Genomic DNA, 26,664 nt, shown 5'->3' on the forward strand with positions numbered 1-26,664 from the left:
CGGCTCCACACCTCAGAAGAAACGACCTGACACGGCATGACACCGCAGATCGAAGCGTTCCTAGAGATGATGGCGGTCGAGCGCGACGCCTCGCCCCACACGCTGGCCGCCTATGGCCGGGACCTGGCGGACGCCGAGACCTGGCTGGGCGACGCCGGGGGCCTGATGGCTGCGCCGCAGGAGGCGCTGGAGGCGTGGTTCGTCGATCTGTCGCGGCGCGGGCTGTCGGCCGCCACCGCCGCACGCCGCCGCGCCTCGGTGAGGCAGTTCTATCGCTTCGCCCTGGGCGAGGGCTGGCGGACCGACGATCCCTCGCGCCGCCTCGATGCGCCCAAACAGGGCCGCAGCCTGCCCAAGACACTGAGCCGCGACGAGATCGAAGCCCTGCTGGCCGCCGCCGGCGCCGCAGACAGCGCGGCAGGGCTGCGCCTGATCGCCCTGGTCGAGATGGCCTACGCCTCGGGCCTGCGCGTCTCCGAGCTGTTGGCGCTCAAGGTCGAGGCCGTGCGGCGCGATCCGGCCTATCTGATCGTGCGCGGCAAGGGCGGCAAGGAACGGCTGGCGCCCCTCAACACCGCCGCGCGTGAGGCGATCAAGGCCTGGCTCGACGCCCGCGACGCCGCGCGCAAGCCGAACACGCCCGACAGCGCCTGGCTGTTTCCCTCCCACGGCAAAAGCGGCCATCTGACCCCGCGCCGCTTCGCCCAACTGCTGGATCAGGCGGCCATCACCGCGGGGATCGATCCGGCCCGCGTTAGCCCCCACGTCCTGCGCCACGCCTTCGCCACCCACCTGCTGGAAGGCGGCGCCGACCTGCGCGTGGTCCAGACCCTGCTGGGCCACGCCGACATCTCGACCACCCAGATCTATACCCACGTCGCCACTGACCGCCTGTCCCAAGTGGTTCACGCCAACCATCCTCTGGCGAAGGACGACTGAACCCGCGCTTGCTCCGAAGCGTTCCGCGCTCTAGGTTCCGCCGCCTTCCGTAGCGCAATGCGCGCTTCCTCCTCACGGACGCCTAATGGCCACGCACTATCTCGAATTCGAAAAGCCGATCGCCGAACTGGACGCCAAGATCGCCGAGTTGTCGCTGCTGGCGCCGACCAGCGGATCGTTCGAGACTGAGATCGCCGCCCTGCGCAAAAAGGCCGACGCCATGCGTACGAAGGCCTACGCCAACCTTGACCCGTGGATGCGCACCCAGGTCGCACGCCACCCGCAGCGTCCCCACTTCATCGACTACGTCGACGGCCTGTTCACCGACTTCGTGGAACTGCACGGCGACCGTCAATTCGGCGACGACCAAGCGATCCTGGGCGGTCTGGCGCGTTTCCGCGGCCAGCCGGTCGTGATCATGGGCCATGAAAAGGGCCACGACACCCAGACCCGCATCACCCACAACTTCGGCATGGCCCGCCCCGAAGGCTATCGCAAGGCCGTGCGCCTGATGGACATGGCCGAACAGTTCGGCCTGCCGGTCCTGACGTTTGTCGACACCGCCGGGGCCTATCCGGGTCTGGGCGCCGAGGAGCGCGGCCAGGCCGAGGCCATCGCCCGCTCGACCGAACGCGGCCTGACGCTGGGCGTGCCCTCCATCGCCACGGTGACGGGCGAAGGCGGTTCGGGCGGCGCTATCGCCATCGCCGCCGCCAGCCGGGTGCTGATGCTGGAGCACTCCATCTATTCGGTCATCTCGCCGGAAGGCGCAGCGGGCATCCTGTGGCGCGACGGCTCGCGGGCCAAGGACGCGGCCAACGCCATGAAGATCACGGCGCCGGACCTGATCGAGCTGAAGATCGTCGATCGCGTGATCCCCGAGCCGCTGGGCGGCGCCCACGCCGACCGCGAAAAGGCCATTCAGAACGTCGGTCAGGTTCTGGAAGAAGAACTGAAGGCCATGTCCGGCCTGTCGGCTGAACAGCTGAAGAGGCAGCGGGCCGACCGTTTCTACGCCATCGGCCGTCTAGGCTGATCGAACGCAGCGAGCCGTTGCAAGGCGGCTCCTCGGCGTCGAAGCTGCGCCGATGCGATTCGTCCAAGGTTCAGTGATGCGTGATTCGAGGCTCCCATGCGCGGCATGAATGGGGTCGGCGAAACCCTGCGCGAAAGCGCGGTCTTCAACTTCGATGGGGCGATGACGATGGTCGTCGACGATTCCCCCTTTGCGATGGAGTTGACGGCGCAGGCGCTGCTGGGTTTCGGCATCAAGGTGCGCCACACCTGCGCCGAAGCCGCCGAGGCCATCAAGATTCTGCAGACGCATCCGGTCGATCTGATCCTGGTCGACTGCGAAATGCCGGGCATGAGCGGCTATGAGTTCGTGCGCTGGCTACGTCGCTCGGGGTTGGAGCCGAACGCCTATGCGCCCGTCATCATGACCGCCGCCCACGTCCGCCGCTCCAAGGTGTCCGAAGCGCGCGACTGCGGGGCCAACTTCCTGATCACCAAGCCGTTCAGCGCCGGGGTGCTGCTGGAACGCATCGTCTGGGTGGCGAAGGATACGCGCCCCTTCCTAGAGGTCGGCGATTATTTCGGCCCGGACCGTCGCTTCAAAGAGGAACCCTGGCCCGGTCCCGAGCGTCGTTCCGAAGAGATTCGCAAAGCGCAATTCGAAGCCCAGCGCAGAGGCTCGATAGAATTATGACCGTCATCACGCACAATCGCCGTCGCTCGCGCCTGTCGACCCTGATCGACCAGCCCGGCGGCGTCAGCGTCGGCACCGCGCTGAAGCAGGCCCACGCCAATCTGGCCGAGTATGAGGCCCGCAGCCGAGAGGTTATCGAGGAACAGGTGTCCGCTCTGGCGGGGATGAAGCCTCCCCCCAGCCCTGAGCAAGCCTCCGCCGCGCTGGATCAGGCTTATGCTCGCGCCAGCGCCGTGATCGACGCGGCCGGACCGTTCGAGATGAAGGACATCTGCACCGCCGCCGCCAATCTGTGCGACCTGATCGACGCGGCGCCGGAAGATCAAAGCTTCGACTGGCGCATCGTCACCGTTCACGCCCAGGCGCTGCGCCTGCTGCTGACACTGCCGGCCGAGGCCAACGACGCCCGCGCCCAGGTGCTGGAGAGTCTCAAGGACGTGCTGAAGGCCAAGGTCCCCGGCGGCGCCAAGGGCTAAAGCCGGATCAGGTCTGAGGCGCCTGCGTCTTGGCGCCGCGCGTCTGCTTGCGCCACAGGGCCGCATATTCCCCGCCCTGACGCGCCACCAGCTCATGGTGCGCGCCACGCTCGACGATGCGGCCCGCCTTCAGCACCAGAATCTGATCGGCGTCGACCACGGTGGACAGCCTGTGCGCCACCACCAGGGTCGTGCGCCCTGCCCTCGCCTTGCGCAGCGTCTTCTGAATGGCGGCCTCGGTGCGGCTGTCGAGCGCGCTGGTCGCCTCGTCCAGGATCAGGATGCAGGGGTCGGCCAACAGGGCGCGGGCGATGCCGACGCGCTGGCGCTCGCCGCCTGACAGCTTCAGACCCCGCTCCCCGACGCGGGTCTCCATGCCTTCGGGCAGGCCGCGGATGAAGTCGGCCAGTTCGGCGCCCTCGGCTGCTGCCCAGATCGCCGCCTCGTCCGCATCAGGACGGGCGAAGGCGATGTTGGCGGCGATGGTGTCGTTGAACAGGGCCACGTCCTGCGGCACCAGGGCCACGGCGGAACGTAGCGACGCCTGGGTCAGGCCGCGCGCATCCCGACCGTCGATCAGCACAGCGCCTTCCTGCGGGTCCAGCAGACGCAAAGCCAGTTTGACGATCGTCGACTTACCGGCGCCGGACGGCCCCACCAGGGCGGTCGTCGTGCCAGCGGGCGTGACGAAGCTGACGTCATCCAGCCCCGCCGCCCGCGCGTCGTGCCGGAAGCCCACATGATCAAAGACGATCTCGGCGCCGCCACCGCTCTCAGGCCGGGTCAGGGCCACGGCGTCAGGGGCGTCCGCAACCTGCGGCGCCTGACGCGTAACCTTAAGCATCTCCTCCATGTCTATGAAGGACTGTCGGATTTCTCGATAGGCGAAGCCCAGGATGTTCAGCGGCGCATAGAGGGAGATCATGATCAGCACGGCGGCCGTCACATCGCCCGGTCCCATGCGCCCGGCCGCCGCCTCGAACCCGGCCATGACCGCCATGACGCCCAGGCCGACATTCATGATCAGGCCCTGAATCAGGTTCAGCGCCGCCAGCGAGGTGTTCGCCTTCAGCGAGGCCTGAACATAGGTCGACAGGGATCGGTCATAGGCCTCGGCCGCGCGGCCTTCGGCGCCGAACGACTTGACCGTCTCATAGTTCAGCAGGGCGTCCACCGACAGGCCCGCCGCCTCGCTGTCGGCGGCGTTCATGGCGCGCCGGTGCTCCAACCGCCAGTTGGCCATAGCGAAGGTGGTGACCGCATAGACCAGCACGACCGCCACCGCGACCGCGCCGAAGCGCCAGTCGTATTTGCCGCCCAGCACCGCCGCCGCCAGCGCCAGTTCCAGCACCGTCGGCCCCAGGTTGAACATCAGGATGCGCAGCAGGAAGTCGACGGCGCGCGATCCTCGGTCCATCACCCGCGACAGGGCGCCGGACCGCTTGGTCTGGTGAAAGTCGAGCGACAGGCTGAGGGCGTGGGCGAAGGTCTCGGCCGCCGTCTTGCGCTGGGCCGCCGCGCGCACGGGAGCGAACACTACGTCCGACAACTGCGGCGTCGCCGCCGACAGGAAGCGCACCAGGGCCCAGCCCACGGCGAAGGCGGCGAAGCCGAGCCCCACAGACGCCGCCGGTCCCTGATCCGCCGCCAGATGGTTGACCGCCGCGCCCAGCACCAGCGGGGCGAGCACGCCCAACCCCTTGCCCGCCAGCGTCAGCAGGATCGCGCCCGTCACGCGCCACGGCAGTTGAGGCGCGCCGGACCGCGCCACAACGCCGATCAGGCTCTTCAGCGCCTCCAGCGTCGGCGGCGCCTCCTGCTGAGAGACATCGACCCCAGCGTTCATGGCCTTGGTCGCGACATCGCCGCGCCGTCCCGAGCGTTCACCTCGCATCGCCGCGCTCCGCCGTCGTCATGCCATCGAGGCGGAACCGAACCGCCACCTCAGTTCAGGCTCGCCACGGCGTCGATGAGGGCATCAACCGCCGCTTCTTCGGTCGCCCAGGAACAGACGAAGCGCACCGAACCGTCGTCGAACTGATAGCAGGCCCAACCGGCGGCGTTCAGCGCGTGATGCGCCTCGTCCGACATCCGCACGAAAACCGCATTGGACTCTACCGGATGAGCGAGAACGAAAGACGTCCTGGCCTCGATGCCGTCGGCCAGGCGCTGGGCCATCAGATTGGCGTGCGCGCCGCCCGACAGCCAGTCGCCGCTTTCCAGCAGACCCAACAGCGGCGCCGCCAGCAGCCGGCCCTTGGACGCCGTCTGCCCAGCCTGTTTCAGCCGGTTGTCGATCCGCCGCGTCAGGCTCTTGTCGAAGATCACCAGCGCCTCGACGCAGTGGGCGCCCGCCTTGGCGCCGCCGAACGAGAGAATATCCACGCCGAGCCGCGCGATATCCTTCGGGTCAAAGCCCGCCGCCACGGCGTTGGCCAGCCGCGCCCCGTCCATATGGACGCCTAGCCCCGCCCGTTTGGACGGTTCGATCAGGTGGCGAAGCTCTTCCTCGGAATAGACGGCGCCGTACTCCGTCGCCTGGGTCAGGCTAAGCGCCGCAGCAGGCTGGCGGTGGCCGACGACAGGTTCTTCCAGAGCGGCGTGCAGCGCCGCTACGTCGACCTTGCCCGAATAGCCGGGCAGACCGATCAGGCCGACGCCTTGGCCGAAGAAGCCAGGCGCGCCGGTCTCATCGGTGCAGATATGGGCTGCGTGGTGCGCCAGCACCGCCTCATACGGGCGCGCCAGCATCGACAGGCCGATGGCGTTGGCCGCCGTGCCGCTGAACAGGAAACGCACCTCGGCGTCGGCGTCCAGCGTCTGACGGATCAGATCAGCGGCCCGCGCCGAAGTCTCATCCGCCCCATAGGCCCGCGTGAACCCCGTATTGGCCGCAATCAGGCTCTGCAGCGCCGAAGGCGCCATGCCCGCCGTATTGTCCGAGCCGAAATCAAAACGCACGGATCACTCTCCCCCTTGGCCCGACAGTCCGTCCTGAGCCGCATCATTCTGTAGCGGGGCCATGACAACCCGCGCAAACTTGGCGTCCTTCGCCGGCACCTCGACCTGGTGCGGGAAGGGAATCTCGATACCGGCCTCGTCCAGAGCCTCCTTGCCCGCCTGCATCAGGTCGGACTGGGTCTGCCACCAGTCGGCGTTGTTGACCCAGGCGTGCAGGGTGATCTGGACCGCGCTGTCCAACAGACCCGTGACGCCGGTCCACGGCGCCGGGTCCTTCAGGACCCTGTCGTTCACCTTGGCGACCGACGCCAGAACAGCACAGGCGTTCTTCAGGTTTTCACCGTAGCCCACGGTGAAGTTGATCTCGATGCGGCGCGTCCGCTGCCCCGTTACATTGACGATGACGTCGCTCAGCACTTTGGAATTCGGAATGACGATCTTGTGGTTGTTGGCGTTGGTCAGTTGGGTGGTGAACAGATCAAGCTTCTGCACCGTGCCGGAGGCGCCGCCCACGTCGATGGCCTCGCCCACGCGGTAAGGACGCAGGATCAGCAGCATCACCCCCGCCGCCACATTCGACAGCGTCCCCTGCAAGGCCAGGCCGACCGCCAGCGAGGCAGCGCCCAGAACGGCGATGATGGAGGTCGTCTGCACGCCCAGGCGCTGCAGTACGGCGATCATGCCGATGATGATGACCACCACCCGCACGATCTGCACCATGAAGGCCAGCACCGTGGGATCGCGCCTCACCAGCCGCGTCCGGCCCAAAATTTTCCGCGCCGCGCCCGAAGCCCAGCGGGCGGCGAGCAGGGTCAGGACGAAGATAATCGCCGCAATGGCCAGGTTGACAGCGAAATCGCCCAGCAGATCCATAGCCTTGGCCAGGATAGCGGCGTCCATGCTCAGCCTCTGCTCGCCGGCGGCCATCGCCTGAGCCAGAGGCTCGGACAGCACGACGGGACTATGCAGGAAATTCATGAGCATGAACCGGGTCTAACGCACGTGGAGCCGATTGGAACCCCGATGCTCAAGCTTTTTCACCTGCGCTGACCCGACCGCCGCCGCGCTCGATGGCGTCCAGCAGGTCGAGCACCGTCTCGAGCGTATCCGCCTCACGCGCGGGCTTGTCCCAGCGGATGCGGCTGACCCGGGGAAAGCGCATGGCGACGCCCGATTTGTGCCGCGTCGAGCGCTGAAGTCCCTCGAAGGCGATCTCCAGCACCAGGCCGAAATCCCGTTCGGCGCGGACCGCGCGAACGGGGCCGAACCGATCGGTGGTATGGTCGCGTACGAATTTGTCGATCTGTTTCAGTTCCTCGTCGGTGAAGCCGAAATAGGCCTTGCCGACCGGCGTCAGCACGCCCTCGTCGGTCCAGACGCCGAAGGTGTAGTCGGAGTAGAAGCCGGACCGCTTTCCGTGGCCCCGCTGGGCGTACATCAGCACTGCGTCGATGACGTGGGGGTCGCGCTTCCATTTGAACCAGGGCCCTTTCGGGCGCCCGGCGACATAGAGGCTGTCGCGGCGTTTCAGCATCAGACCTTCTGCAGCGGCGCCGACCGGCGGATCGGCCCGCAAAGCCGCCAGATCGTCCCAGGTCGCGTGGGTCAGCAGCGGCGACAGCGCCAACCGGTCGCCCGTATGCCCAGCCACCAGCCGTTCGAGCCGCTCTCGACGCTCGGTCAACGGCAGAGCGCGCACATCCTGCGCGCCGTCGGCAAGCAGATCGTAGGCCAGGATGGCCGCCGGATAGTCCTGCACCAATCGCGCGCTGGCCGTCTTGCGGTTCAGCCGCTGCTGCAAGTCGCCGAACGGAGCGACAGCGTCATCGCGCACGACGACCAGTTCGCCATCTACAGCGCCATAAAAGGCCAGGGCCTGAACCACATCGGGAAACGCCGCAGAAATGTCGTCGCCGGTGCGGGAGTAAAGCCGCGTCACCCCGCCTTCGCGCACCGCCTGAACCCGCACGCCGTCCCATTTCCACTCGGCCAGGAAGTCTGTCGGATCCAGACGGGCCATATCAATCGCTTCATCCAGAGCGGTCGCCAACATGACGGGACGGAAGCGGCCGGGAGCCTCGGCGCTGGGGCGCTCGCCCCGCCCTTCCAGCCAGGCGAACAGGTCGCCATAGGGCGCAGTAAGACCGTGCCAGACTTCTTCGATTTCGGCCACGTCGACTGGCGGCAGAACGGCGGCCTGTTCGCCGCCTTCCGGCGTCGGCGGCTGGCTGACGGCGTCAGGCCGCATCATGGCGGCGGCGGTGCGCGCCAGGCGCGCCGATACGCCGACGCGCAGACCGCCTGTGACCAGTTTCAACAACGCCCAGCGTCCCTTGGCCAGCGCGTTCAGCCAGCCTTCGATCAGACGGGGCGCTTCCTGTCGTCCTGCCCCCTGAAGCGCGTCCACGACCTCGCCCAGCGACGGCTCGCGGTTGGGGCGATGGTCGGGATCGGACGGCCAGATCAGGGCGACCGTCTCGGCCAGGTCGCCCACATAGTCGTAGGACCAGCCGAACAGAACAGGGTCGACCCGCGCCTCCGCCGCCTTACGGATCATCGCCGGTTTGGCTGCAGAGAACGCCAGGTCGCCGGTCAGCGCCGCCAGCGCCCAGCCGCGATCCGGATCCGGGGTGGCGCGGAGGTAGTCGCGCAGGAGAACCAGCTTCGCCTTGCGCGACGCGGTAAGCGACAGTCGATCAAGCAGTTCGGCGAAACGGCGCAACTCGGCTCCTGAGACTCGGGCGTAGCCTTATGCAACGCCGAACCTCGCAAGCGTTTCCGTAACCGTCAGGCGGCCTCGTTCTCGATAAGCACTTGCAGCGCGGGCCGACCGCCCTTGGCCTGGGCCATCAGGCTGGCCAGGCTGCGGAAATCAATCGGCTTGTTCAGATAGGCGTCGGCGCCCGCCGCCATGCCCGCCTCGTGATCCTCGTTCCGGGCCGAAGCCGACAGGACGACGATCGGCGTCTCAGCATTGACGCCGCCTTCGCGGATCAGACGGGTCGCCGTCAGACCATCCATGATCGGCATGTTCACGTCCATGATGATCAGATCAAAGGCCTGATGACGGGCGATATCGACCGCCTCCTGGCCGTTCTCCGCCGTCGTGGTGCGGCGTCCGGTCGAGCCCATCCACGCCTCAAGGATCATGCGGTTGACCGGGTGATCCTCCACGACCAGCACCTTCATGCCGTCCGGTTCGATGCTATCGGCATCCGCGTCGGCCTGAGCGGCCTCATCTTCCCAGCAGACGACCTCGCCCTCGGCAGCGAAGGTGAAGACCGAACCCGAGCCGACCTGAGACTGCACCGTAATGTCGCCGCCCATGATGTTGGCCAGGCGCCGCGAAATCGTCAGGCCCAGACCCGTGCCGCCGAAGCGTCGTGTCGACGAAGCGTCGATCTGGGTGAAGGGCTGGAACAACTGATCCATGTCGCCTTCTGAAATCCCTGCGCCGCTGTCGTGCACCGCGAACTCGAACGCCACGCGGCGCTCGGAGATACGGCGGCTTCGCGTCACAAAGCGGATTTCGCCGCTCTCAGTGAACTTCACCGCGTTGGACAGCAGGTTCTGCACCACCTGACAGACACGCAGGGGATCGCCGCGCACGACGGCAGGCGTATCGCCCTCAAACTCGGACACGAACCTCAGCCCCTTGGCCTCGGCCTGCGCCTCGAAGGGACCGACGATGCGGCGGTGAAGGTCGTCCAGCTGGATGTCGATGGACTCGAAATTCATCCGCCCCGCCTCGATCTTGGTCATGTCGAGGATGTCGTTCAGCAGGCTCAACAGATTGTCGCCGGAGTTGCGGATGATCGCCAGATATTCGCGCTGGGCGCCGTCCAGCCGCGTCGCGCTCAACAACTGGGCCGCGCCGAGCACCCCGTTCATCGGCGTGCGCAGTTCGTGAGAGATGACGCCCAGGAAGTTGGATTTGGCCTCATTGGCCGCGTTCGCCTTGTCCCGAGCCGCTTCCAGTTCTTCGATCAGATGAGCCTGATGCTCCTGGAAGGCGCGGATGCGTTCCTCGCGCAGCATGGTCATGGTCACGAGGACGAACAGGGAAGCCGCCGTGAACGGCGCCAACATGACGAAGGGCCAGAAGGCCGGATCGCCGATCAGGGTCACAGCAATGATGGCCGCCGCGACGCCATAGGGCGATGAAATCACGATGGCCTGTTTAGGCGAGCTGCGCAGCTGGGCGAACACGAGCACATAGCCCGAAATCAGCAGGGCGATGGCCAGTTCGCGGCCGAAAAGCGAGGGCGAGAACCACGCCATAAGCGGCGCCGCCGCCCAAGCCGCCGTGGTCACGGCGCCGACAATGGGGAACACCTTGCCCCAGCCTGCTTCAGCATTCTGACTGCGGCTGATCCGCTTTTCAACGACGCCGCGCAGAGCCCCTGCGGCGAGGGTGCCGGCGAACCACAACAGGCCATACAGCAGACCCACGGTCGCGATCAGCCCAACGGCCCAGCTGGTGATGATCAGATAGCGGAGATAGTGGGTCTGCAGGATGGCGGACAGGGCCTGGGCGGCGCTGCCGGCCTCCTGGCTCTCAAGCCCCTTCCCTATGCCTTCTGAACCCACCATGGCGACGCCCCCGCTCGCTGCAAATATTCTTCGGGAGCGGACGCTATGGCCAAATGTTCTAAGAGGATGTGAATGAGGAGAACTACGTAATCTCAAATCGGTGAATATCAGGTCCCGGCTTCGCCCGGCGTCTGAGCGCGGATCGACAGGGCGTGGACCGGGCCGTTGAGCTCGGCTTTCAGCGCGGTGTTGACCGCCCGCTGCCGCGCGACGCGATTCATGCCTTCAAAAGCCGCCGAAACGATCCGCAGCTGGAAATGACTTTCCCCGCCGTCCTGGGCGTCGATTCCCCCTTCGTGGTGGTGACCGGCGTGTTTCCAGCTGTCGTCCTCCAGCTCAATCACGCTCGGAGCGAAGGCCGCAGCCAGTTTTTCACGGATAATCGTCGCTACAGGGCCGTTCGACATGGTCATTCCTTGAAGCCGTCCAAATCAGCCCTACACTTCGGAGGATGTCTGCGTCTTTTCAATACAAGCCTCGCTTCACCGATATCCGCGTGAAGCCGCCCCGGCCCGAGGAGGAACAGGCCGAGGCCGATGTCCTGCACCTGAAGCCCGGCGAGAAACGCTGCGAGTGGCCTGACTGCTCGCGCCCGGCGACGGCCAAGGCGCCGAAGTCGCGCGAGCAGATCAATGAGTTCTACGATTTCTGTCAGGGCCACGCCGGGCAGTACAACAAGGGCTGGAACTTCTACGCCGGCATGAACGAGGGCCAGATTCGCGCGGCGCAGGAAAACGAAGCCATGACCGGCGGACGGCCGACCTGGCAGATGAAGGCCGGCCCCCAGACGCGCGAGGCGGCCGCCTTCGCCGCCAAGTTCGGCACGAACAACAACTCGGGCGCCGGTTCATGGCGCGACAGCTTCGGCCTGTTCGGACGCCGCACCCAGGACGCGCCGGTCGCCGAAGCCCCCGAACATCGCATGGGCAAACTGGAACGCGCCGCCCTGGCCGACCTGAACCTGGAGCCAGGCGCCGACAAGGCCGCTGTTAAAGCTCGCTATCATGAGCTGCTGAAACGCTTCCACCCGGACACCAACGGCGGCGACCGTGGAGCGGAGATGAAGCTTCAGAGCGTCATCAAGGCCTGGAAGACCTTGAAAAAGGCCGGTTACGCCTGATGGACCGAAGCAGGCCCGCGCCGCCGGGAGCGGCGTCGACACGCGTGACCTGCCCGCCCTGTTGTGAGGAGTCCCAGATTTCCGCGAAGACGTCGGCGCCGCTTTCGCCGCGCATCACCCGACGGGTCTCGCGGATCGCCTCAAGGAAGGTATCGGCCTCAAGCGCAAGCATTTGAGGCGTCCGGCCGGGCGCGTCGTACACATAGCAGAAGAACTGCGGCAGCGTGGTCATCTCAGCCCCTCCCCGATGGGAGCGATGCGGCAATTGTTAACATCACGCTGTGGATATTCCGAATCACAGAACCGTTGTTTCTGAGAGGCGTTGAGACAGCTTCAGCCCCTTCTCAGCCCACGGAGTCTGTCTCATGGAAATCCTGTACCGCGCCCACGCCACGGCTTCCGGCGGAGGCCGCGACGAGGGCCGCTCGGCCACCGACGACGGCAAGATCGACGTCCGCCTGTCCGTACCGACCGAGATGGGCGGCAAGGGCGGCGACGGAACCAACCCGGAGCAGCTTTTCGCCACCGGCTACGCCGCCTGCTACCTGGGCGCCCTGCGTCTGGTGTCAGGCAAGGCGGGAACACCTGTCGGGCCGGACACCAAGGTCGAGGCAGGCATAGGTTTCGGCAAGAACACCCGCGGCGAAGGCTTCAACCTGGATGTGACGCTGAAGGTTACGGACCACGGACTGGACGAGGCGGTTATCAACGACCTTATCCACAAGGCGCATCAGGTCTGCCCTTACTCCAACGCCACGCGCGGCAATGTCGAGGTCGCCCTTTCGGCGGAATAATCCGGCCGGCCCAGCGCGAATAATCAATCCGGCCCCTCGCGCGTGTTGAGCCGCGCGCGCGAGGGCGCTAGGTGGATGGCCATGACCTCTCCGCTCGACGCCTCCCCCGACCCGCTCGTCACGCTGGAACCGCATCGCAAGGTCACGCTGAAGGAGGCATTCGGCATCGACTCCGACATGGTCGTGCCCGCTTTCGAAACGCGCGACAGCCATGTGCCCGAGATCGACGACTCCTATCGTTTCGATCCGCAGACGACGCTCGCCATCTGCGCGGGCTTCGCCTACGACCGCCGCGTGATGGTCCAAGGTTATCACGGCACCGGCAAGTCGACCCACATCGAGCAGGTCGCGGCCCGCCTCAACTGGCCGATGGTGCGCGTCAATCTGGACGCCCACGTCAGCCGGATCGACCTGATCGGCAAGGACGCCATCGTCCTGAAGGACGGCAAGCAGATCACCGAGTTCCGCGAGGGCATCCTGCCCTGGTCGCTGCAACGCCCGGTCGCCCTGGTGTTCGATGAGTATGACGCAGGCCGCCCGGACGTGATGTTCGTCATCCAGCGCGTGCTGGAGGCGCAGGGACGCCTGACCCTGCTGGACCAGAACCGGGTCATCCGCCCGAACAAATGGTTCCGCCTGTTCGCCACCTCGAACACGGTCGGTCTAGGCGACACCACGGGCCTGTATCACGGCGCCCAGCAGATCAATCAGGCCCAGCTAGACCGCTGGAACATCGTCACCACGCTGAACTATCTCGACCATGACGTGGAAGCCGAGATCGTCGCCGCCAAGGCGCCCGAGTACGACACGCCGGACGGCCGCCGTCAGATCGCCGCCATGGTCCGGGTCGCCGACATGACGCGCAACGCCTTCATGAACGGCGACATCTCGACCGTGATGTCGCCCCGTACGGTCATCACCTGGGCCCAGAACGCCATCATCTTCGGCGGCGACCTGGCCCTGAGCTTCCGCCTGACCTTCCTGAACAAATGCGACGAGCTGGAACGGCCGACCATCGCCGAATTCTACCAGCGCGCCTTCGGCGAGGACCTGCCGGAATCCGCAACGCGGGTTAAGATCGGCTGACGCCATCGCCGATCGTTAAATGAAAAGGCCGCCCTCCGATCCGGAAGGCGGCCTTTTTGTTCAGCCGTGCTGACGGCTCAGCGCAGGCTGGACGCGAACATCCGCGGCCGCGAACGCCGCACCAGCCACAGGTTCACGGTCGCCGCCGCCAGCACCAGCGCCGCCACGGCCTGGTGCAGCACGCCCAGCGTCACCGGCACGGCGTGGATCAGGGTCATGACGCCCAGCCCCGCCTGGAACCACAGCGCGCCCGCAAAGACGACCGCGGCGACGCCCAGCCCGCCGTCCAGACGCCCGCGCAGGGCCTGGACCGCATAGAAGGTGCCGGCGAACAGCAGCACATAGGCGCCCATCCGATGGTTCAGTTGCACCAGTCCCTGATCATGCAGGAAGGCCAGCGCTCCCTGCCCCCATGCGATCGGCGGGAAGAAGGCTCCGTTCATCAGCGGCCAGTCCGTGTAGATCAGGCCCGCCTTGGCGCCCGCCACCAGACCGCCCAGCAGGCACTGGATGAAGACACCGCCCAGCAGCAGTCCCGCGCCCCAGGTCCAAGCCCGCGACGGGCGGTTGGCGTCCACGCCGGCCCATGCTTCCAGCCCCGTCCAGATCAGACCGGCGAAAATCAGGAAGGCCAGGCCCAGATGGGTCGCCAGCCGCTCCGGCGCCACATCGACGCGCTCGGCCAGACCGCTGGACACCATCCACCAACCGATCAGCCCCTGCAGGCCGCCCAGAGCCAGCAGCACGGCGCAGCGGCCGATCAGGCGGCGCGGGATCACCCGGAACGCAAGGAAGGCGACGAAGGGCAAGGCGAAGACGGCGCCGATCAGACGCCCCAGCAGCCGGTGCGCCCACTCCCACCAGAAAATGTACTGGAACTGCGCCATGCTCATGCCGGCGTTGACTTCCGTGTACTGGGGGATGGCCTTGTACTTGTCGAACGCTTCGACCCAGTCAGCGTGGTTCATCGGCGGCAGGGCGCCCATGATGGGCTTCCATTCCGTGATCGACAGACCCGATCCGGTCAGGCGCGTCGCCCCCCCGACCACGATCATGGCGAACACCAAGGTCGCGCAGAAAAACAGCCACAGCGCCACAGCGCGGCTGCGATCCAAATCCCCAATACGCTTCATTCGACGCCTGCCGTTCGCCCCGATATGCTTGCCGCCTCTTCACAGGCGGCGGAACCGAGGGATATGCCCCTCCCGCGTGGCAAGATCGAGTCGCTTTCTTCGCCAAAGCGTCGCACAGCAGTCAGGGAGCGCCGGTCGGTGCAATATATCGAGATCGCCATCGCCATTATCGGCGCCGTGGCCCTGGCGTGGATCGCCGACCTTCTAACGGGACGCCGAGGCATCGGGGCGGTCATCCTGGTCGCCCTGGTCAGCGCGGCCTGCGGCGCCTTTCTGGCCATTCGCGTCTTTGCGGTCGCCGCACTGACGGACTGGGAATGGCTGCTGTGGTCGCTGGTGACCACGGTCATCGGCCTGGCGGCCTTCTTCCTGTTCAGGAACAAGCGCTGATGCCGCCCCGCGCACGCCGGTTCGTCGCCACCGTGGCGGTGGTGTTCTTCCTGATCTTCTGGATCTGGGGCGCCGTGACTGTGCACGACCTGCTGCCCAAGGCCTGGTGGATCGATCTGATCTTCTTCACCGTGGCTGGGATCGGCTGGGGCGTGCCGCTTATTCCCCTGCTGCGATGGGCCGAACGGGAATAGAGGTTCGGCCGGACCGCCCCGATGTCAGGGCGGCCCGGCCTTCGTATCAGAAGCGAACGCGCACGCCGCCGAAGACCCCACGACCGGCCGTGCCGTAGCCCAGCACGGTCTGATATTCCTCGTCGAAGGCGTTCTCGATCCGGCCATAAACTTCCAGATTGTCGTCGATCGGATAGGAAGCTCGCAGGTCGACCAGGGTGAAGGCGTCGACCTTCACCGCGTTCTCCAGGTCATTGAACGACTCGCCGACGTAGCGAACGGACAGGCCGGTTTTCAGACCAAACGCCCAGTCGTAGTCCGCCGCCAGATTGGCCATGTGTTCAGGGCGGCGACGCAGGCGCTTGCCTTCGTTTTCGCCGACGGCGTTCTTGGCGTCCGTCCAGGTGTAGTTGGCGTTCAGGTGCAGGCGCTCGGTCACGTCGAAGCGGCCGATCAGTTCGACGCCCTTGGCCTCGGCCTTCTGGATGTTCTGATAGTAGCCGCCGTAGGGCTGGCTGCAAATCGGGTGAAGGTCGCCCGGCAGGCAGTTGGCGTAGTCGATCTCATTGTCGCTATCGCGCTGGAAATAGGTCGCCGAGACGACGGCGCGGTCGAACAGGCGCTGTTCGACGCCGATCTCCCAGCTGTCGGACTCTTCCGGCTGCAGGTCCAGGTTGCCGTATTCGCTGTAGAGCTCGTACAGGCCCGGCGCCCGGAAGCCCTGCCCCCAGCTGGCGCGCACCACGGTCGCGCCGTCGTTCAGCGACCAGGCCGCCGCAACCTGCCCCAGCAGATTGTCGCCATACTGAGCGTGACCGTCATAACGCAGCCCGCCGGTCAGGGTCAGGCCGTCCAGCACGGTCCACTGAACCTGACCATAAACGCTGTTCAGCTCAGCCTCGCCGCGCCCGTAGTCGGCGTTGGGATTCCAGTCGCCCAGCGAGCGGGACTTCATTTCCGACTTTTCGTGCTCGACGCCGAAGGTCGCGTTCAGCGTCTCGGTGACGGCGAAGGCGCCCTGATATTCCCAGCGCCGGTTCTGGCCTTCGGCGTCGAAGGTCAGGGTCTGGATTTTATTGTCCGGGTTGAAGTTGCGGCGATCCGTATCTGTGTGGGCATAGCCGATGCGGTTACGGAAACGGCCATCCAAAAGGTCGAAGTTCAGACCGGCGTAGGCGACCAGTTCCTGGGTCTTGCCGTAATCGCGGCTGTCGCCGTTCCAGGCGTCCAGATCCGCGCGTCCGCTGGACCATACCGAGCGCAGATCCACAGAGACGGCGTCGGTGATCTTCAGATTCAACCGACCTGACAGGCCGGTGTTGTCATAGCCGTCGTCCTCGGTCCCCGTGGCGTAGGCCGAATAGCCGTCGGTCGAATAACGGCTGGCCGCCAGGCGCCAGCTCAGGCGCTCATTGGCGCCGCCGACGCCGCCGCGGAAATAGGTCGTTCCGCGCGCGCCGGCCTCGGCGTCCAGGCTGCCCTGGAAGGCTTCCGTCGGCTCGGTCGTGACGATGTTCACCACGCCGCCGATGGCCTGGCTGCCCCACAGGGTCGACTGGGCGCCGCGCAGGACCTCGATACGCGCGGCGTCGCCAACCAGCAGGTTGCCGAAGTCGAAGCCGCCCTGGGTCGAGGACGGATCGTTCAGCTTGACCCCGTCGATCAGCACGACGGTGTGATGGCCTTCGGCGCCGCGAATACGCAGGCTGGTCACGGTGCCCGGCCCGCCGTTGCGGCTGTAATTGACGCTGGGCGTCTGCGCCAGAAGCTCGGCCACGGCCGTCGTCTGGCGCGCTTCGATGGCGGCCTGCGTCAGGACGGTGACGGAAGCTCCGACCCGCTCGATCGGCTGAGCTGAACGGTTGGCGGTGACGACCACGTCCTCGACGGCGGTCGCGCCGGCGCGGCCCGCCACGTCAGGGGCGGCCGCCTGTTGATCAGCGCCTTCCGCTGCATAGGAAGGGGCGGCGGCCAGAAGGCTGGCGGCGGCCAGGGCGGCGAATGCGGTCCGGTTCAATCCGGTTCTCCATATGACGACGCCGCGCCCGACCGACCCCGCCCTGACGAGCGAAGGCGGCCGCTGACGCGGCTGGTTTCAAGACTGTCGTCACACGAGTTGCCTCGACCGCCCGGCACATCCCGACCGCGCGGAGAACGACGGCGACAGGCAGGTCTCCTGGCTCGCGGATCAAGGCCGGTGCGCGTCGCCTTCCCAGTGGTCGATCAGGACGAAACCCTTCGAGCCGCCAGTGGCGTTTGACGCGCGGGCTAGCCGCTTACAGTTGCGGGAACAGCCGGAGTTTCACACTCCATTCCCTTTTAACCCCCCGTTCGGAGGGACCTGACGCGGTCGCCGCAGTAAGGCCGCTTGCCGCTGAGGTCAACCTGGCCGCCATGGCGGCAAAGCAGAGCGAAGAGGCGGCGCCCAGGAAAAAGGGGCGCGGAGATGATCTCTCCACGCCCCTGATCCTTGTTGAACGGAACCGAGGTCAGACCGCTGCGGGCTGCGCCTGTCCATCCGCGTCGTCCGGCTCGGGCATGTCGTCCAGTTCGCCCTCCCACTTGGCGACCACGGCCGCCGCGACCGAGTTGCCGACGACGTTGGTGGCCGAGCGCCCCATGTCCAGCAGGTGATCGACGCCCAGCACGATGGCGATCCACGCCTCTGGCAGGCCGAAGTAGGTCAGGGTGGCCATGATCACCACCAGCGAAGCGCGCGGAATGCCGGCAATGCCCTTTGACGTCACCATCAGCAGCAGCAGCATGAAGATCTGCTGCGACACGCTGAGATGCACGCCGTGGGCCTGCATGATGAACATGGTCCCGAAGGTGCAGTAGAGCATCGACCCGTCGAGATTGAACGAATAGCCCAGCGGCAGGACGAAGCTGACGATGCGGCGACGCACCCCCACCTTGGGCAGAGCCTCCAGGATGCGGGGATAGGCGGCCTCCGAACTGGCGGTCGAGAAGGCCAGCAGGGTCGGGGTGCGGATGGCCCGGAACAGCGGGACGACCCGCTTGCCCAGCACCACGGCGCCCGCCACGAACAGCAGACCCCACAGCGTCGCCATTGACCCGTAGAAGCCCAGCACGAACTTGGCGTAGGTGCCCAGCATCTCCAGCCCCTGCGTGGCGATGGTCGAAGCCAGGGCGGCGAAGATGGCGAAGGGCGCCAGCTTCATCACGAACTCGGTCACCTTAAGCATGATGCTGGCGGCCTGTTCGACCAGGTGCAGCACCGCCGGCGCCTTGTCGTCCAGGGCCGCGACCGCCGTGCCGACGAAGACCGAGAAGACCACGATCTGCAGGATCTCGTTCCTGGCCATGGCGTCGAAGATCGAGGTCGGCACCAGGTGGGCGATGAAGCCGTGCAGCGAGAAGGCGTCGGTCGAGGCCGCCGGGGCCGTCGCCGCCACCGCTTCCGGCAGGTGCATGTTCGCGCCCGGCTGCAGCAGTTGGACCATCACCAGACCCAGCACCAGCGAGACGATCGAAGCGCCGATGAACCAGGTCATGGTCTTCACGCCGATCCGCCCCACCGAGGCGGCGTCCTCCATATGGGCGATGCCCGCCACCAGGGTCGTGAACACCAGCGGCGCGATGATCATCTTGATCAGCCGCAGGAAGATGTCGGTGATGAGATTGAGGTTCGACGCCGCGGCCGAAGCCTGATCCGCCGTCAGAAAATGATTCAGGCCCCAGCCTGTCACAACGCCGAGGACCATCGCCCCGACGATGAGGTAAGCGAACATACGTTTCATACAGTCGTCCTGGTTCGCGGCGCAGAAACCCCCAACGCCGCCGTTACACCAATGGAGGGCCCCACCGCCCGCATCTCAGCCGCAGCGAATAGCCGATAAAACCTCTATGGCACATCACATATTTTTGCATGGACAGGCCTGCGTCACACCGCAGCCTGAGCCTCGTCCAGCAAAAGTCGGTCACGCCAACCGTCATAAGCGACATCGACATTGGCCGGAAGCTCTCGCTTCAATCGCTGATAGTCCAGATCGATATGCAGATTGGTTAGCACGGCCTGCTTCACGCCCGTCTGCGCGATCCAGTCCAGCGCCTTGTCGACATGGGCGTGGGTCGGATGAGGCGTATAACGAAGGGCGTCCAATATCCACAGGTCAGCCCCGCGCACTGCTTCCAGCGCCTCGTCATCAAGGTCGGACACGTCGCTGGAATAGACAACCCCGCCGATCCTGTAGCCGACCGATCGAATCGGGCCGTGCGCCTGGTCGAAGGTGACGACAGGCAGATCCCCTCCCGGCCCCGGCACGCTCCAGCGACAGCCGTGCGGCGGAAGCGGACGCGCCTCGACGATGGCCGGATAGCCGTGCTGGCTCTCGAAGATGTAGTCGAATCGTCGTGTCAGGGCCGCATGGGTCGGCTCATCCATCCAGGCCGGAATGCGTCCCCGCGCATGGGCGGCGAAGACCCGCAGATCGTCGATGCCGTGGGTCTGGTCCGCATGGTCGTGGGTATAGAGGACCCCGTCGATGCCCCGGACATCCGCCATCAGCATCTGCTGGCGGAAGTCAGGCGAGGTGTCGACGACCACGCTGGTCACGCCATCGGGACCATGAAGACGGGCCAGCATGGAACAGCGGGTGCGCCGGTTGCGCGGCTCGGCCGGATTGCAGTCTCCCCAGTCGCCGTCGCCGCGCGGCACCCCGCCCGACGAACCGCACCCCAGAATGACGATCTCCAGCTCTCTCATTCGGCGGGCCGGGGGATACGGTCGAACAGGTTGAAGAAGGCATCGGTCGTCAGGCGATCCGCCTGTTCCGGCGTCCATCCTCGAATCTCGGCCAGCTTGGCCAGCACCAGGCCGACATAGGCCGGCTCGTTGCGGCGGCCCCGATGCGGGATCGGCGCCAGATAGGGGCAGTCCGTCTCGACGATGATACGGTCTTCGGGCATCCGCCGGATCACCGCCCTCACCTCTTCGGCCGCCTTGAAGGTGGCGATGCCGGAAACAGAGAACCAGCCGTCCAATTCCATCGCTAGTTCAGCCAGCTCCATGCCGCTGGTGTAGCAGTGCATGAGGAATTTGAACGGCGCCCGCCCATGTTCTTCGCGCAGAATGTCGGCCATGACCTCATCCGCCTCACGGGTGTGGATGACCAGCGGCAGCCCGGTGCGGCGCGCCGCCTCGATATGCTGTCGGAACACCGCCGTCTGCACGTCGCGAGGGCTGAGATCGTAATGGAAGTCCAGTCCGCACTCCCCGATGCCGATGACGCGCGGACGCTGCGCCAGCTCGACCAGACGATCCGCCGTCAGGTCGGCGTAGTCCTTGGCCTCATGGGGATGCACCCCGACCGTGCACCAGATGTCGGCGTTGTTCATCGCCAGCGCGTGGGTCGCGTCAAAGGTCGACAGCTTGTCCGAAATCTCGACCATCAGCCGCACGCCCGCCTCTCTCGCGCGCGCGATCACGGCGTCGCGGTCTTCATCGAACTGGGGCGCGTGAAGATTGACGTGACTGTCGATGATCATTTCAGGTGAACGCCCTCATACCGATGCCTTGACGCGGGCGATGTCGGCCAGGGCCCCGGCCAGCACATCGCCCTTGTCCATATTCAGGCCCGCCGCGCGGTCTGGCAGTTCCGACAGCCGCCCCCACAGCTCAGCCCACAGGGCGCCCTCGCGGCCGCCAGTCTCGACCGCACGCCGCTTCACCGCCGCGATCAGCCGATCCATCAGGGCGTCGAACCGCGCCTGCCCTTCGACGCCGCGAAAGCCGTCAGCCACGGCCAGTTGCTCGGCGCGGTCCACAGCGCCGCCTTCGACCCAACTGCGCGCCAGACGATCCGTTTCGGACATTGCGCCGGACGCCAGATCCAGCGCGGCGCCCGGCGAGCCGCCAGCCATACGCGCCGCCTCATCCGCCTCCGACGGCGACACGCCGGTGCGGCCCTGGACCAGTTCCGCCAGACGGTTTTCGGGCCAGACCGGAAAGCTGAGACGGCGACACCGCGAGCGGATGGTCGCCAGCAAACGTCCCGGCGCGTGCGTCACCAGGAACAGGACGCCGCTTTCAGGCGGCTCCTCAAGAATCTTCAACAAGGCATTGGCGGCATTGACGTTCAGGTCGTCGGCAGCGTCGATGATCGCCACCCGATGCCGCGCCTGGGACGGGCTTTTGGCGAAGAACTCCGGCAGGTCGCGCGCCTGTTCGACCGAGATCGACTTCTTCTGCTTGCCGCCCTCGATCAGACGCTCAAGCACCAGCAGATCAGGGTGCGACTGGGCCGAAACCAGACGACTGACGGGGTCGTGCGGCGCGGCGCCGAGCGGCCCGCGCGAAAGATCCGGCGCCGCGCCCAGCAGACGCCGCGCGGCGCGGTAGGCGAAGCTGGCCTTGCCCGATCCCTCGACCCCGCACAGAAGCCAGGCGTGGTGCAGGCGGCCACGGTCCAGCGCGTCCAGAAAAGCCTCTTCGGCCTTGAGGTCGGCGATCAGATCAAACCGGTCGCGCGGATGCTCGCTCAAAGCAGCCGCGCCTCCACCACCGTCCAGAGGCGTTCGGACACCTCATCGACCTCGCCCGTCGCGTCGATGACGACACAGCGGTCGGGGTGGCGCTCAGCCACTTCCAGAAAGCCTTCGCGGAGTTTCTGATGGAAGGTTATGCCCTTGGATTCAAAGCGCGTCTCGAACAGCCCGCGACCGAAGGCGCGTTCCAGCCCCACATCCACCGGCAGGTCGAACACCAGGGTCAGGTCCGGTTGGTCGCCATCGACCACCGCAGCGTCCAGCGCCTCGATCAAGCTCTCGGGCGCGCCGCCGCCTGCGCCCTGATAGACGCGGCTCGAATCGGCGAAGCGGTCGCACACCACCCAATGTCCTGCTTCCAGTGCGGGGCGGATTGTGCGCTCCAGATGGTCGGACCGGGCGGCGTACATCAGCAGGGTCTCGGTGCGCGCGGACCAGCGGTCCGCCTCGCCCGAGACGGCGATATTGCGGATTTCCTCAGCCCCCGGCGAGCCCCCCGGCTCCCGCGTCTGGACCACGTCCAGCCCAGCGGCGCGCAGCCGCTCGACCAACAGGCGCGCCTGCGTGGTCTTGCCGGCGCCTTCGCCGCCTTCGAACGTGATGAATCTGCCTCGCTGCACCCGCGCACAATGGCGACCCGCGCGGCGGACGCAAGACCCGTCAGCCGCCTATCAACAGGGCGTCGCTGAAACCGCGCGCAATCACGGCCTGACGCGCGCGCTCAGCGGCCGTCGCATCGGGCCAGGGACCGACAACGACGCGAAACAGGGTCCGGCCGTCCCGGTCGAGGTTCTGGATAGAAGCGCGGTCGCCGAGGCGGCGGGCCACCCGATCCGCGCCGCGCCGATCCGAGTAGGCCCCAGCCTGCACCCAATAGGCGGCGGCAGGAGCGGCGTAAGACGGAACAGGCTGAGGCGCAGGCGCCTGAGCCGGCGCGGGTGGCGGCGCCGTCGCGACTTCATAATAAGGACGCGCTCCCGCCTCTCGGCTCGGCGCGGCGTCGTTGCGGGCAGGCGCCGCTTCTGCGCGCTGCATCGGCGTCCCGCCGCCCTGACGCGGGGCCCGGCCGACATAGCGGACCCGCACCTCGCCCACCCCCTGATTCAGCAGGCCCAGTTCCTCAGCCGCGCCGCGCGACAGATCGATGATCCTCCCGTCGACGAAGGGGCCGCGATCATTGACGCGCAGGATGACCCGACGCCCGTTCGCCCGGTTGGTGACCTCGACCAGACTGGGCAGCGGCAGGGTCTTGTGAGCCGCCGTCAGGCCGTTCATGTCGAAACGCTCGCCCGTCGAGGTCGAGCGGCCGTGGTGATAGGAGCCGTACCATGACGCCTGTCCCACCTCGTCATAGTTGGGCTGCTCCTTCGGGTGATACCAGCGGCCACGGACCTGGTAGGGCCGCATGGTCCCCGAAACGATCGGCGCGGGGTCGGTCACCACCGGCGGCTTCAGCGGCGCCTCGCGCCCTCCGCCCAGGCTGGCGCACGCCGCCAGGGTCGAAAAGGCGGCGGCGACCACCGCCGCTCTCAGGATCCGGGCCCACATGGTTTCGACGCACTCCGACCGACTGACAGGCCCTCCTTATGCGCCCGAACGGTTTCCGGTTTGGTTAACGTCGCGTTTGCGCCTATGAGCGCGGCTGAACGTCGCGCGTCTTCTTCCCTCCCCCCTCCCCGAAGCAGATCTTGGCCCCATCGCTGTATCAGACCCGTTCCGGGGTCTTCATTCTCGCCACCCTGTGCTGCGCCCTGTGGGGCAGCGCCTTCCCTGCGGTGAAGGGCGGCTACGCCCTGCTGCACATCGCCCAGGACGACATCGCCAGTCAGTTGGTTTTCGCCGGGTGGAGGTTCGCCCTGGCGGGACTGATCCTGCTGTTCGTCGCCGCCGCGCTGAAGAAGCCGGTGCTGAGGCTTGAGCGACGCCAGACGGCGCAGGTGGCCCTGCTGGGCCTGACGCAGACTGCGATCCAATACGTCTTCTTCTATATCGGCCTGGCGCATGCGACCGGCGTGAAGTCGTCGATCATGAACTCCACCAGCGTCTTCTTCAGCGTGGTCCTGGCTCACTATCTGTATGCCGACGACCGCCTCAACGGACGAAAGGCGCTCGGCTGCCTGATCGGTTTTCTGGGCGTCGTCGTCGTCAATCTGGGCGGGTCAGGCCTTGGGTTCGACTTCAGCCTGCTGGGCGAAGGCTTCATCGTCATCGCCGCCTTTGTTCTGGCGGCGGCCTCCATCTACGGCAAGCGCGTCTCGCGCCAGTTGGATCCGATGGTCATGACAGGCTGGCAGTTGTTCATCGGCGGCGCCGTACTGACCGGAGCCGGGTGGGCGGCGGGCGGCCATCTGGAGACGCTGAACGCCGCCTCAGGCGCGCTGTTGCTCTATCTGGCTCTGTTGTCATCGATCGCCTTCGCTGTCTGGAGCATACTGCTGAAACACCATCCAGTCGGCCTGATTGCGGCCTTCAACTTCCTGATCCCCGTCTTCGGCGTGACTCTGTCCGCCGCCTTCCTGGGCGAGTCGATGTTCAAATGGAGCTATCTGATCGCCCTGATCCTGGTCTGCGGCGGCATCTGGCTGGTCACCCGCTCCACACGCGCGGCGACCTCGGCCTGACCCGCGCTTTCCGCTTGGATCACGGACAGCTTTACGGCTATGCACGCGAGCGCGCCGAGTCGCGCTGGACAGGTGGCCGAGTGGTTTAAGGCAGCGGTCTTGAAAACCGCCGTAGGTGGAAGCCTACCGTGGGTTCGAATCCCACCCTGTCCGCCATCCGAGCAGATGCCGCCTTTCGAAGAATGAGGCCTACAGCCCTGAAGCCGCCTCGCTTTAGGCCGCCAGCTACATTCTCAAGCGCCCGGAACGAGAAGACTCACGCCTCCTCGTTCAAGCAAAGCTTACATCTCACCTGCGCCAAATCTAATAATCGTTCGCCGTGACAATCGCCTCATATCTTTCCAGATGATAACGAATCTGGGGATCGGACCGATAAGATTGAACGGATCGAGTTTGATCAATGATCAACACGCTTTCACCATCTAGCCGGTAGGCTGGCCAGTCCATCGAACCATTCCTGTTTGGATCGCCATTCTTTGCAAAGTTCGTCCAGTACTCGCCAAGGAGGTTGGAGATCGCGATATCGTCAGCGTCGCCCTGCCCCTCGCTGAACTGGCTGCCGAACACAAGAGGAACCTCATCGCCATGATTGGCGCCCGGCTGGCGACCCCGACGTTCGCTGGAAAGAAACGCGTAGCGATAGACATAGGCCGCCCGCCCCTGCCGGGCTGTCTCGGCGGCCAGGAATTGAGCGGGCGCGTGGAAAGCCGTGTCAGAGAACCACTTCTGCGCCAATTCCCGATCATCCAGCGAACCATAGACCGCACGCGCCTCGCTCGGGTCCTGCCCATGCAGGACGCTATCGAGCGGTAGCGGAAAGCGCGCCGCGACGCCCTCCTCCCAGCTCGTCGAGCCGATCATAAGGGCCGCCGGCTGATTGCGACCTTCGCGAAAGATGCGGCCGGGATTATCCGGCAAAACTCGACCGTCGATGACCGGGATCATGGCGTTCGCCATCTCAGTCTCTGTATAGGCGAGAACATCCTGCCAGGGCAGCGCTCTCAGGCCATCCGCTTCTTTATCCGCCGGAAGGCCCAGGGCCAGCGCCATTGCTGCGCCATCCGCTTCGAGAGACATAGCGGCCGGTGCGGAGCGAGAGAGATAGCGGGGATAGTCAATGCTGACATTGCCGCTCTGAGCGATGGCCTTGTGAAATTTTCCAGCAGACAGCGGCGACGCCATCAAGGCCGTCACTGCAACCGAGCCGGAAGACTGACCGAATATGGTGACATTGTCCGGATCACCCCCGAAGGTCGCGATGTTGGCCTGAACCCAATCCAGGGCCGCCATCATGTCCATCAATCCATAGTTAGCCAAAGGCTCATCGGATTGAGCCGCGGTAAGCGAAGGATGAGCAAAGAGCCCCAGGCGATCCAGGCGGTAGTTGATGGTCACGACCACAACGCCGCGTCGCGCCAGCGCGGAGCCATCGTAAAGAGCGCCTGAACCGAAACGTGCATTACCGCCGTGGATCCAAACCATCACCGGCGCCTTGGTCTGCGCATCCAGTTGCGGGCTGTAGACCGCCAGACTGAGGCAGTCTTCGTCCATGCCGAGCGCAGCGACCCTATTTCCCCTCGCAACCGACTGCGGACACGCGGGGCCGTGCCGCGAAGCATCGCGAACGCCGTCCCAGGGATAAGCCGGCGCAGGCGGACGCCAGCGCCCCTCGCCTGCCGTCGAGGCAGCGAAAGGAATTCCGCGAAAAATCGTGACGCCGTCCGCCATGACGCCTCGCAAAACGCCGCTGGACGTCGTCACCTCCGGCGCGCGCGGCGCGACCTCAGCGTGAACACTGTTCGTCGCCAAGAATATCGCCAAGGCCGCTAGGCCGCTCGAAACCCCGGCTCGCGTCAACATACAGACACCCCCGAACAAACCACCCTCCATTCACCGCCAGAAAACGAGAAAAACCTGCAAGACTATTATTTTCAGTATGCTTATATTTTAGGCTCCATGAGCATTTTCAATGACCAATACTTCACAACAGTATAAATGTTGTATTTTGCAGACAAACGAGAAAATTATCTTACATCCATCGGACGTAGACTACGTTGATATTCGATTTTGATTTTTGTCAACTTCCTTTATGCAATTTGTCTGGACAAAGTTTATTCGAGATGACCAAATGACACATCAATGAGTCATTTGGGGGGAAACGCC

The 26,664-nt window shown here is 65.8% G+C and carries 26 protein-coding genes, 1 tRNA gene and 1 riboswitch; of the genes, 11 read left to right on the forward strand and 16 right to left on the reverse strand.

The genetic code is table 11. From position 1 onward, the window contains the following. The first annotated feature begins 36 nt into the window (after positions 1 to 36). From RSD66_RS09470 to RSD66_RS09485, 4 genes are all read left to right on the forward strand, one after another. Positions 37 to 939, forward strand: a complete 903-nt coding sequence (locus RSD66_RS09470; RefSeq protein WP_415287472.1) for a tyrosine recombinase — start codon at positions 37 to 39, stop codon at positions 937 to 939. A gap of 85 nt (positions 940 to 1,024) precedes the next feature. Further along, a complete protein-coding gene (locus RSD66_RS09475; RefSeq protein WP_415287473.1) occupies positions 1,025 to 1,975 on the forward strand; it encodes an acetyl-CoA carboxylase carboxyltransferase subunit alpha in 951 nt (316 codons plus the stop codon). 96 nt (positions 1,976 to 2,071) lie between these two features. Next, a complete protein-coding gene (locus RSD66_RS09480; RefSeq protein ID WP_024352655.1) occupies positions 2,072 to 2,647 on the forward strand; it encodes a response regulator in 576 nt (191 codons plus the stop codon). Continuing rightward, on the forward strand, positions 2,644 to 3,123 hold the full coding sequence (locus RSD66_RS09485) for a hypothetical protein (RefSeq protein ID WP_024352654.1): 480 nt from the start codon (positions 2,644 to 2,646) through the stop codon (positions 3,121 to 3,123). The genes RSD66_RS09480 and RSD66_RS09485 overlap by 4 nt, the downstream gene beginning before the upstream one ends. A gap of 7 nt (positions 3,124 to 3,130) precedes the next feature. Here the strand turns inward: RSD66_RS09485 and RSD66_RS09490 are convergent, their stop codons facing one another. From RSD66_RS09490 to RSD66_RS09515, 6 genes are all read right to left on the reverse strand, one after another. Then, positions 3,131 to 5,017 (reverse strand): ABCB family ABC transporter ATP-binding protein/permease, encoded by a 1,887-nt coding sequence (locus RSD66_RS09490; RefSeq protein ID WP_415287474.1) that lies wholly within the window; start codon positions 5,015 to 5,017, stop codon positions 3,131 to 3,133. 50 nt (positions 5,018 to 5,067) lie between these two features. Further along, on the reverse strand, positions 5,068 to 6,084 hold the full coding sequence (locus tag RSD66_RS09495; RefSeq protein WP_415287476.1) for a threonine aldolase family protein: 1,017 nt from the start codon (positions 6,082 to 6,084) through the stop codon (positions 5,068 to 5,070). Positions 6,085 to 6,087: 3 nt separating this feature from the next. After that, positions 6,088 to 7,068: a mechanosensitive ion channel family protein gene (locus RSD66_RS09500; protein WP_415287477.1), complete on the reverse strand. Its 981-nt coding sequence runs from the start codon at positions 7,066 to 7,068 to the stop codon at positions 6,088 to 6,090. A gap of 43 nt (positions 7,069 to 7,111) precedes the next feature. After that, positions 7,112 to 8,806 (reverse strand): cisplatin damage response ATP-dependent DNA ligase, encoded by a 1,695-nt coding sequence (locus tag RSD66_RS09505; protein ID WP_415287478.1) that lies wholly within the window; start codon positions 8,804 to 8,806, stop codon positions 7,112 to 7,114. A gap of 65 nt (positions 8,807 to 8,871) precedes the next feature. Beyond that, on the reverse strand, positions 8,872 to 10,677 hold the full coding sequence (locus RSD66_RS09510; protein ID WP_415287479.1) for a response regulator: 1,806 nt from the start codon (positions 10,675 to 10,677) through the stop codon (positions 8,872 to 8,874). A 107-nt stretch (positions 10,678 to 10,784) separates the two neighbouring features. Continuing rightward, positions 10,785 to 11,084, reverse strand: coding sequence for a BolA family protein (locus RSD66_RS09515; RefSeq protein WP_415287481.1), 300 nt, complete (start codon positions 11,082 to 11,084; stop codon positions 10,785 to 10,787). A 44-nt stretch (positions 11,085 to 11,128) separates the two neighbouring features. On the opposite strand from RSD66_RS09515, the gene RSD66_RS09520 reads away from it, so the two are divergent. Beyond that, the gene (locus RSD66_RS09520; RefSeq protein ID WP_024352647.1) at positions 11,129 to 11,797 is read left to right on the forward strand and encodes a J domain-containing protein; all 669 of its coding nucleotides are present in this window, start codon (positions 11,129 to 11,131) and stop codon (positions 11,795 to 11,797) included. On the opposite strand, the gene RSD66_RS09525 is transcribed toward RSD66_RS09520, so the two are convergent. Continuing rightward, on the reverse strand, positions 11,757 to 12,029 hold the full coding sequence (locus RSD66_RS09525; protein ID WP_024352646.1) for a hypothetical protein: 273 nt from the start codon (positions 12,027 to 12,029) through the stop codon (positions 11,757 to 11,759). The two genes, RSD66_RS09520 and RSD66_RS09525, sit on opposite strands and share 41 nt — an antisense overlap. A gap of 133 nt (positions 12,030 to 12,162) precedes the next feature. On the opposite strand from RSD66_RS09525, the gene RSD66_RS09530 reads away from it, so the two are divergent. Both RSD66_RS09530 and cobS read left to right on the forward strand, forming a co-directional pair. After that, a complete protein-coding gene (locus RSD66_RS09530; RefSeq protein ID WP_025977218.1) occupies positions 12,163 to 12,591 on the forward strand; it encodes an organic hydroperoxide resistance protein in 429 nt (142 codons plus the stop codon). 75 nt (positions 12,592 to 12,666) lie between these two features. After that, complete coding sequence (cobS, locus tag RSD66_RS09535; RefSeq protein ID WP_415287484.1) at positions 12,667 to 13,677, forward strand: cobaltochelatase subunit CobS; 1,011 nt, start codon at positions 12,667 to 12,669, stop codon at positions 13,675 to 13,677. Between the two features lie 77 nt (positions 13,678 to 13,754). Here cobS and RSD66_RS09540 read toward each other — a convergent pair whose 3' ends face one another. Beyond that, entirely contained in the window at positions 13,755 to 14,810 is a 1,056-nt protein-coding gene (locus RSD66_RS09540) for a COX15/CtaA family protein (protein ID WP_346523113.1), read from the reverse strand. A gap of 138 nt (positions 14,811 to 14,948) precedes the next feature. On the opposite strand from RSD66_RS09540, the gene RSD66_RS09545 reads away from it, so the two are divergent. Together RSD66_RS09545 and RSD66_RS09550 are read left to right on the forward strand one after the other, a co-directional pair. After that, a complete protein-coding gene (locus RSD66_RS09545; protein WP_025977221.1) occupies positions 14,949 to 15,200 on the forward strand; it encodes a hypothetical protein in 252 nt (83 codons plus the stop codon). Beyond that, the gene (locus RSD66_RS09550; RefSeq protein WP_415287485.1) at positions 15,200 to 15,394 is read left to right on the forward strand and encodes a DUF2842 domain-containing protein; all 195 of its coding nucleotides are present in this window, start codon (positions 15,200 to 15,202) and stop codon (positions 15,392 to 15,394) included. The genes RSD66_RS09545 and RSD66_RS09550 overlap by 1 nt, the downstream gene beginning before the upstream one ends. A 46-nt stretch (positions 15,395 to 15,440) precedes the next feature. Here the strand turns inward: RSD66_RS09550 and RSD66_RS09555 are convergent, their stop codons facing one another. The 7 genes from RSD66_RS09555 to RSD66_RS09585 form a co-directional block, all read right to left on the reverse strand. Beyond that, entirely contained in the window at positions 15,441 to 17,390 is a 1,950-nt protein-coding gene (locus RSD66_RS09555; RefSeq protein WP_415287487.1) for a TonB-dependent receptor plug domain-containing protein, read from the reverse strand. Between the two features lie 131 nt (positions 17,391 to 17,521). Continuing rightward, positions 17,522 to 17,733: riboswitch (cobalamin riboswitch) on the reverse strand. Positions 17,734 to 17,862: 129 nt separating this feature from the next. Beyond that, positions 17,863 to 19,134, reverse strand: coding sequence for a dicarboxylate/amino acid:cation symporter (locus RSD66_RS09560; RefSeq protein WP_346523115.1), 1,272 nt, complete (start codon positions 19,132 to 19,134; stop codon positions 17,863 to 17,865). Between the two features lie 143 nt (positions 19,135 to 19,277). Beyond that, positions 19,278 to 20,099 (reverse strand): MBL fold metallo-hydrolase, encoded by an 822-nt coding sequence (locus tag RSD66_RS09565; protein WP_119412106.1) that lies wholly within the window; start codon positions 20,097 to 20,099, stop codon positions 19,278 to 19,280. After that, entirely contained in the window at positions 20,096 to 20,881 is a 786-nt protein-coding gene (locus RSD66_RS09570) for a TatD family hydrolase (RefSeq protein ID WP_415287488.1), read from the reverse strand. Before RSD66_RS09570 ends, RSD66_RS09565 begins: the two co-directional genes overlap by 4 nt. 15 nt (positions 20,882 to 20,896) lie before the next feature. Beyond that, positions 20,897 to 21,877: a DNA polymerase III subunit delta' gene (locus RSD66_RS09575; protein ID WP_415287489.1), complete on the reverse strand. Its 981-nt coding sequence runs from the start codon at positions 21,875 to 21,877 to the stop codon at positions 20,897 to 20,899. Then, positions 21,874 to 22,500, reverse strand: coding sequence for a dTMP kinase (gene tmk / locus RSD66_RS09580; RefSeq protein WP_119412108.1), 627 nt, complete (start codon positions 22,498 to 22,500; stop codon positions 21,874 to 21,876). Before tmk ends, RSD66_RS09575 begins: the two co-directional genes overlap by 4 nt. Before the next feature lie 40 nt (positions 22,501 to 22,540). Continuing rightward, entirely contained in the window at positions 22,541 to 23,428 is an 888-nt protein-coding gene (locus RSD66_RS09585) for a septal ring lytic transglycosylase RlpA family protein (protein ID WP_415287491.1), read from the reverse strand. Between the two features lie 140 nt (positions 23,429 to 23,568). Between RSD66_RS09585 and RSD66_RS09590 the strand changes: the two genes are divergently transcribed. Both RSD66_RS09590 and RSD66_RS09595 read left to right on the forward strand, forming a co-directional pair. Continuing rightward, positions 23,569 to 24,501 carry a DMT family transporter gene (locus RSD66_RS09590; protein ID WP_119412110.1) on the forward strand — a complete coding sequence of 311 codons (933 nt, stop codon included), beginning with the start codon at positions 23,569 to 23,571 and terminating at the stop codon, positions 24,499 to 24,501. Between the two features lie 66 nt (positions 24,502 to 24,567). After that, positions 24,568 to 24,657: transfer RNA gene (locus RSD66_RS09595), tRNA-Ser, on the forward strand. A gap of 147 nt (positions 24,658 to 24,804) precedes the next feature. Here RSD66_RS09595 and RSD66_RS09600 read toward each other — a convergent pair. Continuing rightward, the gene (locus tag RSD66_RS09600) at positions 24,805 to 26,310 is read right to left on the reverse strand and encodes a carboxylesterase/lipase family protein (RefSeq protein ID WP_415287493.1); all 1,506 of its coding nucleotides are present in this window, start codon (positions 26,308 to 26,310) and stop codon (positions 24,805 to 24,807) included. Between the last annotated feature and the right edge of the window lie 354 nt (positions 26,311 to 26,664).

The organism is Brevundimonas sp. S1H14 (assembly GCF_047716865.1).
GTDB classification, from domain to species: domain Bacteria; phylum Pseudomonadota; class Alphaproteobacteria; order Caulobacterales; family Caulobacteraceae; genus Brevundimonas; species Brevundimonas naejangsanensis.